This is a genomic window from Advenella sp. FME57 (genome assembly GCF_014897675.1).
Lineage (GTDB): Bacteria > Pseudomonadota > Gammaproteobacteria > Burkholderiales > Burkholderiaceae_B > Advenella.
The window spans coordinates 1-6638 of the sequence record NZ_JABUXU010000040.1 but is presented as its reverse complement, the minus strand read 5'-3'; the positions used below and the strand labels follow the sequence as shown (position 1 = coordinate 6638).

The following is a 6638-nucleotide window of genomic DNA, read 5'->3' as shown; positions in this document are numbered from 1 at the left end:
TCAAATCATGCGCTTAGGGTAATTACGGATCTTAAAACGGCTGCGTGGGTAAAGTATTTTGTGAATTGGGCTTGCCAAGGGTCAAATGGCTTGCTATAGTTTCGATCTTTCCTGCTTAACAAACAACGCAGGGCACCACAAGAAGGGTACCGCATGAGCGGCAAATTCTTTAGGTAAATCAAAGCGTTGTGAATGTACTTCGGTATGTTTGGGTGGGGGAGTCGCAGAAGGTGTGGCGAGTGGTTATGAGTGGTTTTTTGTTTTTGGCGGTCGCTTTGGCGATGGTCGATAAGGAAACGAAAAGCTGATCATGAAGAAGTAGAAAGTGAAAATAGTTCTTGCTTTTTGTTTCTGAGTGGTTCATAATAGCGGGCTACACTACTGAGAAGTGAAGTGGTTTTGTAGTGAGTTTGAAGGGATTTTTTGAAGTTGGTGAGAAAAGAAATTTTCGAGCTGTTGCAAAAAAAGCCTTGACAACAAAAACCAGATGCTTCATAATCTCGTTTCTCTGCTGATGACACACAACGGTGTGACGGCAGCAAGAGAGAGGAAGCGGTAAGGCAGTACAGAATTTAGCAGTAAGTATTTGGCACTAAGTAATTAGTAATAAATATGAGCGAGTTGTACTTTAATTTAGTATGAACGCCGAATGTGACAGCGCAATGTCACCGCTTACTCCAGTGGGAGTGAGAAGAAAGATGCTCTTTAACAACTAACAGCCGATAAGTGTGGGCGCTTGGAATGAGTGCGCAACATGGTCTATCCGGGGGTACCTGGTTAGATTGTGATGCTAACAATATATATTTTAAGCGCTCACTTGAAATACAGAAGTAAGGTTTATATCACTATAAACGTTATTTCTTTTGAGTGAAGCAGCGACCATTTACCTATTTAAACAGTTAAATGGCAATTAAACAGAGATTAAACTGAAGAGTTTGATCCTGGCTCAGATTGAACGCTAGCGGGATGCCTTACACATGCAAGTCGAACGGCAGCGGGAAAGTAGCTTGCTACTTTTGCCGGCGAGTGGCGAACGGGTGAGTAATGTATCGGAACGTGCCCAGTAGCGGGGGATAACTACGCGAAAGCGTGGCTAATACCGCATACGCCCTACGGGGGAAAGGGGGGGATCTTAGGACCTCTCACTATTGGAGCGGCCGATATCGGATTAGCTAGTTGGTGGGGTAAAGGCCTACCAAGGCGACGATCCGTAGCTGGTTTGAGAGGACGACCAGCCACACTGGGACTGAGACACGGCCCAGACTCCTACGGGAGGCAGCAGTGGGGAATTTTGGACAATGGGGGAAACCCTGATCCAGCCATCCCGCGTGTGCGATGAAGGCCTTCGGGTTGTAAAGCACTTTTGTCAGGGAAGAAAAGGTTTCGGATAATACCCGGAACTGATGACGGTACCTGAAGAATAAGCACCGGCTAACTACGTGCCAGCAGCCGCGGTAATACGTAGGGTGCAAGCGTTAATCGGAATTACTGGGCGTAAAGCGTGCGCAGGCGGTTCGGAAAGAAAGATGTGAAATCCCAGGGCTCAACCTTGGAACTGCATTTTTAACTACCGGACTAGAGTATGTCAGAGGGGGGTGGAATTCCACGTGTAGCAGTGAAATGCGTAGATATGTGGAGGAACACCGATGGCGAAGGCAGCCCCCTGGGATAATACTGACGCTCATGCACGAAAGCGTGGGGAGCAAACAGGATTAGATACCCTGGTAGTCCACGCCCTAAACGATGTCAACTAGCTGTTGGGCCCTTCGGGGCTTAGTAGCGCAGCTAACGCGTGAAGTTGACCGCCTGGGGAGTACGGTCGCAAGATTAAAACTCAAAGGAATTGACGGGGACCCGCACAAGCGGTGGATGATGTGGATTAATTCGATGCAACGCGAAAAACCTTACCTACCCTTGACATGTCTGGAATCCTGAAGAGATTTAGGAGTGCTCGCAAGAGAACCGGAACACAGGTGCTGCATGGCTGTCGTCAGCTCGTGTCGTGAGATGTTGGGTTAAGTCCCGCAACGAGCGCAACCCTTGTCATTAGTTGCTACATTTAGTTGAGCACTCTAATGAGACTGCCGGTGACAAACCGGAGGAAGGTGGGGATGACGTCAAGTCCTCATGGCCCTTATGGGTAGGGCTTCACACGTCATACAATGGTCGGGACAGAGGGTTGCCAAGCCGCAAGGTGGAGCTAATCTCATAAACCCGATCGTAGTCCGGATTGCAGGCTGCAACTCGCCTGCATGAAGTCGGAATCGCTAGTAATCGCGGATCAGCATGTCGCGGTGAATACGTTCCCGGGTCTTGTACACACCGCCCGTCACACCATGGGAGTGGGTTTTACCAGAAGTAGTTAGCCTAACCGCAAGGGGGGCGATTACCACGGTAGGATTCATGACTGGGGTGAAGTCGTAACAAGGTAGCCGTATCGGAAGGTGCGGCTGGATCACCTCCTTTAAGAGCGAAGCGCACGAAGCGAAAGCGTCCACGCTTATCGGTTGTTAATAAGAACGAGTACAGCGGTCTGTGTACGAAGTTGTGTTTGTATGGGTCAAGCGTTGATTATCAATGGTTGATTGGTATGGATGGCTTTGTATATGGATGAACAATCAGGTTTCGCTGGGGTTGGCTTTGCGAGTGAAGCAAGTGGTGCGCAGATGCGTGCCTGTTGGGCCTCACGAGCGGTTGCTGACTGATGTGAAGTTGGGTCAGTAGCTCAGTCGGTTAGAGCACCGTCTTGATAAGGCGGGGGTCGTTGGTTCGATTCCAACTTGACCCACCAAACAGGTTTGTTGGGGGATTAGCTCAGCTGGGAGAGCACCTGCTTTGCAAGCAGGGGGTCGTCGGTTCGATCCCGTCATCCTCCACCAATAATGATTGTGAAAACATGATGATTATCCGGTGGCGCGCCACGTACATAAAACACGTTCTTATTGACGAAGACACAGAATTTAAGTGCTTTCTTTTTTAGAAAGAAGGTGCTAAAATACTGATCCTCTCGGATTTGGGTTTACCCGGATGAGGGGGGTGAAGTAAAGCATTATTGGCTGTATATGTTCTTTAACAATTTGGAAGAAGCACAACTAAAGTATTCAAAGGGTACTTATGCGATCCACCAGGGTCGGGTAAGTAAACGATGAAAAATTGGGTTGTGATTGCATTATTTTATGAAGTTCTATTAACTCAAGCTTCATGATCGAGTGCGCTTTTATCTTGTGGGTCAGGATTTATTCTGAGTCACGGGGTGTGAGTGGATTTGAGAGTGAGGAATGACATTGATGAACGGCACACAAACGCAAAAACTCAGCATGTTTATGCAGTGAATTCAAAAGGCACTGTATAGACGAAGCAGTAAAATCCTATAGCCTTTAGTGTTATAGGATCAAGTGACTAAGTGCACATGGTGGATGCCTTGGCGATCACAGGCGATGAAGGACGTTATAGCTTGCGAAAAGCTACGGGGAGCTAGCAAATAAGCATTGATCCGTAGATATCCGAATGGGGGAACCCACTGTCTTTGACAGTATCCTGTACTGAATACATAGGTACAGTGAAGCGAACCGAGTGAACTGAAACATCTAAGTAACTCGAGGAAAAGAAATCAACCGAGATTCCGAAAGTAGTGGCGAGCGAAATCGGAACAGCCTTGACGAGATAGCAGCATTGGTAGTTGAACGGGATGGAAAGCCCGGCCGTAGCAGGTGATAGCCCTGTAGACGAAATCTTTGCTGTGGTACTAAGCGTCGAATAAGTAGGGCGGGACACGTGAAATCCTGTCTGAATATGGGGGGACCATCCTCCAAGGCTAAATACTCGTGATCGACCGATAGTGAACCAGTACCGTGAGGGAAAGGCGAAAAGAACCCCGGAAGGGGAGTGAAATAGATCCTGAAACCGTGTGCATACAAACAGTAGGAGCCTCCTTGTGGGGTGACTGCGTACCTTTTGTATAATGGGTCAGCGACTTACATTCAGTGGCAAGCTTAACCGAATAGGGAAGGCGTAGCGAAAGCGAGTCCGAATAGGGCGATTTAGTCGCTGGGTGTAGACCCGAAACCAGATGATCTATCCATGGCCAGGTTGAAGGCACGGTAACACGTGCTGGAGGACCGAACCCACTAATGTTGAAAAATTAGGGGATGAGCTGTGGATAGGGGTGAAAGGCTAAACAAATCTGGAAATAGCTGGTTCTCTCCGAAAACTATTTAGGTAGTGCCTCGCGTATTACTGCCGGGGGTAGAGCACTGTTATAGCTAGGGGGTCATGGCGACTTACCAAACTATGGCAAACTCCGAATACCGGCAAGTACAGCGCGGGAGACAGAGCACTGGGTGCTAACGTCCAGACTCAAGAGGGAAACAACCCAGACCGCCAGCTAAGGTCCCTAAATATTGCTAAGTGGGAAACGAAGTGGGAAGGCATAGACAGTCAGGAGGTTGGCTTAGAAGCAGCCATCCTTTAAAGAAAGCGTAATAGCTCACTGATCGAGTCGTCCTGCGCGGAAGATGTAACGGGGCTAAGCAATATACCGAAGCTGCGGGTGTACGGATTTATCCGTACGCGGTAGGAGAGCGTTCTGTAAGCCTGTGAAGGCAGCTGGAGACGGTTGCTGGAGGTATCAGAAGTGCGAATGCTGACATGAGTAGCGATAAAGGGAGTGAAAAGCTCCCTCGCCGTAAGTCCAAGGTTTCCTGCGCAACGTTCATCGGCGCAGGGTGAGTCGGCCCCTAAGGCGAGGCAGAGATGCGTAGCTGATGGGAAGTTGGTTAATATTCCAACACCATTGTTAAATGCGATGGGGGGACGGATTGCGAAATGTGAGCGGGTGATTGGTTGTACCCGTGACTGGTACTGAGAAGGCGGTTAGGTAAATCCGGCCGCGTAATTCAAGGTATTGGTGCGAAGCGAATTTATTCGTGAAGTCATAGGAAGTGGTCCCAGGAAAAGCCTCTAAGCTTCAGTTTAACAATGACCGTACCGCAAACCGACACAGGTGGACGGGATGAATATTCCAAGGCGCTTGAGAGAACTCAGGAGAAGGAACTCGGCAAATTAATACCGTAACTTCGGGAGAAGGTATGCCCTAGTAGCGTGTTAAAGCGCGAATGGGCCGCAGAGAATCGGTGGCTGCGACTGTTTATTAAAAACACAGCACTCTGCTAACACGAAAGTGGACGTATAGGGTGTGACGCCTGCCCGGTGCTGGAAGGTTAAGTGATGGGGTGCAAGCTCTTGATCGAAGCCCCAGTAAACGGCGGCCGTAACTATAACGGTCCTAAGGTAGCGAAATTCCTTGTCGGGTAAGTTCCGACCTGCACGAATGGCGTAACGATGGCCACACTGTCTCCTCCTGAGACTCAGCGAAGTTGAAGTGTTTGTGATGATGCAATCTCCCCGCGGCTAGACGGAAAGACCCCATGAACCTTTACTGTAGCTTTACATTGAATTGTGAACCGGCCTGTGTAGGATAGGTGGGAGGCGTTGAATTACGGTCGCTAGATCGTAGGGAGCCAACCTTGAAATACCACCCTGGTTTGTTTGCGGTTCTAACCTAGGCCCGTTATCCGGGTTGGGGACAGTGTATGGTGGGCAGTTTGACTGGGGCGGTCTCCTCCCAAAGTGTAACGGAGGAGTTCGAAGGTACGCTAGGTACGGTCGGAAATCGTGCTGATAGTGCAATGGCATAAGCGTGCTTGACTGTGAGACTGACAAGTCGAACAGGTGCGAAAGCAGGACATAGTGATCCGGTGGTTCTGAATGGAAGGGCCATCGCTCAACGGATAAAAGGTACTCTGGGGATAACAGGCTGATACCGCCCAAGAGTTCATATCGACGGCGGTGTTTGGCACCTCGATGTCGGCTCATCTCATCCTGGGGCTGTAGCCGGTCCCAAGGGTATGGCTGTTCGCCATTTAAAGAGGTACGTGAGCTGGGTTTAAAACGTCGTGAGACAGTTTGGTCCCTATCTGCCGTGGGCGTTGGATACTTGACGGAGCCTGCTCCTAGTACGAGAGGACCGGAGTGGACATACCTCTGGTGTATCGGTTGTCATGCCAATGGCATTGCCGAGTAGCTATGTATGGAAGAGATAACCGCTGAAGGCATCTAAGCGGGAAACTCGTCTGAAGATAAGGTATCCCGGGGGCTAGACCCCCCTGAAGGGTCGTTCGAGACCAGGACGTTGATAGGTCAGGTGTGTAAGCGTAGTAATGCGTTTAGCTAACTGATACTAATTGCCCGTGCGGCTTGATCCTATAACTCTGCAGGTTATAAGTAGACATGTTAATCATGGTTCTACGACTGCGCTGAGCATAGCGGTTGAGTGTCGTTCAAAAAACTGAAGTAAATTGCAGCAAAATCAATCACCAACGCAAGATTGACTCATCTGCCCGATACGAATACATATAGCTTGTGCTTCTTCCAAATTGCTAACGCATAGCAACCAGCTAGCGCTAAGCCATACCAGCTTACGCTTGACGACCATAGCAAGGTGGACCCACTCCTTCCCTTCCCGAACAGGACAGTGAAACGCCTTTGCGCCGATGATAGTGGATGGACATCTGTGAAAGTAGGTCATCGTCAGGCTTTTTATTCCTTCAAACGCCCCGCAATTTAACCATTGCGGGGCG

2 tRNA genes and 3 rRNA genes are annotated in these 6638 nt (G+C 49.3%); all 5 read left to right on the top strand.

Annotated elements, in window-relative coordinates:
- The first annotated feature begins 923 nt into the window (after positions 1–923).
- The 5 genes from INT32_RS21840 to rrf all read left to right on the top strand — a co-directional run bounded on the left by INT32_RS21840 (position 924) and on the right by rrf (position 6594).
- A 16S ribosomal RNA gene (locus INT32_RS21840) occupies positions 924–2466 on the top strand.
- A 248-nt stretch (positions 2467–2714) separates the two neighbouring features.
- A tRNA-Ile gene (locus INT32_RS21835) sits at positions 2715–2791 on the top strand.
- Between the two features lie 12 nt (positions 2792–2803).
- Positions 2804–2879, top strand: a tRNA-Ala gene (locus tag INT32_RS21830).
- A gap of 510 nt (positions 2880–3389) precedes the next feature.
- Positions 3390–6263: ribosomal RNA gene (locus tag INT32_RS21825) — 23S ribosomal RNA — on the top strand.
- A gap of 218 nt (positions 6264–6481) precedes the next feature.
- Positions 6482–6594 (top strand): 5S ribosomal RNA (gene rrf, locus INT32_RS21820).
- The 16S, 23S and 5S rRNA genes sit together here with 2 tRNA genes alongside, the layout of an rRNA operon.
- Positions 6595–6638 lie beyond the last annotated feature (44 nt).